Source organism: Oleiphilus sp. HI0117 (assembly GCF_001635235.1).
In genome coordinates, this window is record NZ_LWGA01001357.1 from 1 (window position 1) to 1,018 (window position 1,018).

Here is a 1,018-nt window from a genome sequence, read left to right on the forward strand (position 1 = left end):
TTACGTATTCCGGTTAACTAAGATATGACAGCAAACAGCCCTATTAGTGTATTTATCGTCGATGATGAGAGCTTGGCAAGAGAGCGCCTAAAGCGTTTAATTGAACGAAATTGTAACTATCAGGTTTGCGGTGAAGCTGAAAATGGTGAACAAGCCTTGGTACGGATTGAGGAGCTTAAGCCTGATATTGCGCTTCTGGATATCAGAATGCCAGGTATTGATGGCCTGGAAGTGGCCAGCGCTCTGGCAAAAAAGCCGCACCCTCCTGCCATGATCTTTTGCACCGCCTATGACGAGTATGCCATCGACGCCTTTAAAAAGCAGGCCATGGGTTACTTGTTAAAACCCGTTCGAGGCGAAGAGCTGGAAAGTGCTCTGGCTCAAGCAAAGCATGTTAATCAACTGCAGCTAAAATCTATCAAGGAGCAGGATAGTAACGAAGAAGCTCATTTTGTCGCACACAGTTGGCAAGGCCAGGAGTTACTTCCTTTCGACTCGATTTACTTTTTTAGATCCGAACAGAAGTACCTTACCGTTGTCCATGCAAACGGTGAAACCCTAAGTGACCAAACATTAAAGGAGTTGGAACAAGCTCACCCAGACAAGCTCCTGCGTGCCCATCGCAATACACTGGTCAATGCCAAACACATCTCAGCAATGCACAAGAGCTCCGATGGCCACTACTACATACATATACGCAATACCGACTTTCGCATTCTCGTCAGTCGTCGACACGTAAGCGAACTCAAGCAAAGAATAAGTGAACAATCCTTTCAAGCCTAAGACTGCAACTAAGCACCTTCTAGAATAAAAATGAGCTTCCACTCAACAACTTAGAGAACCTGTTCACACTTTATCCTCTCTCTTTACCTCAATAAATGAAGTTTTTCGAAATACCCTCTCGATCCAACCAAATGTTACACACCGCTACAGGGAGATCTCTTATCATTGAATAGGTAGTCTTCATCAAATGGAGTGGACGATTTGAACAACACACACACATCAACAATGACCAAGC

The 1,018-nt window shown here is 44.5% G+C and carries 1 protein-coding gene; it reads left to right on the top strand.

What is annotated here, in order from left to right; all coding sequences use genetic code 11:
* Positions 1 to 24: 24 nt before the first annotated feature.
* Positions 25 to 783: a LytTR family DNA-binding domain-containing protein gene (locus A3757_RS23305; protein ID WP_068514509.1), complete on the top strand. Its 759-nt coding sequence runs from the start codon at positions 25 to 27 to the stop codon at positions 781 to 783.
* Positions 784 to 1,018: the final 235 nt, after the last annotated feature.

What these genes read in the sequence shown, in the direction of transcription:
- A3757_RS23305 (WP_068514509.1), top strand. Translation starts at nt 25, where the DNA reads ATGACAGCAAACAGCCCTATTAGTGTATTTATCGTCGATGATGAGAGC.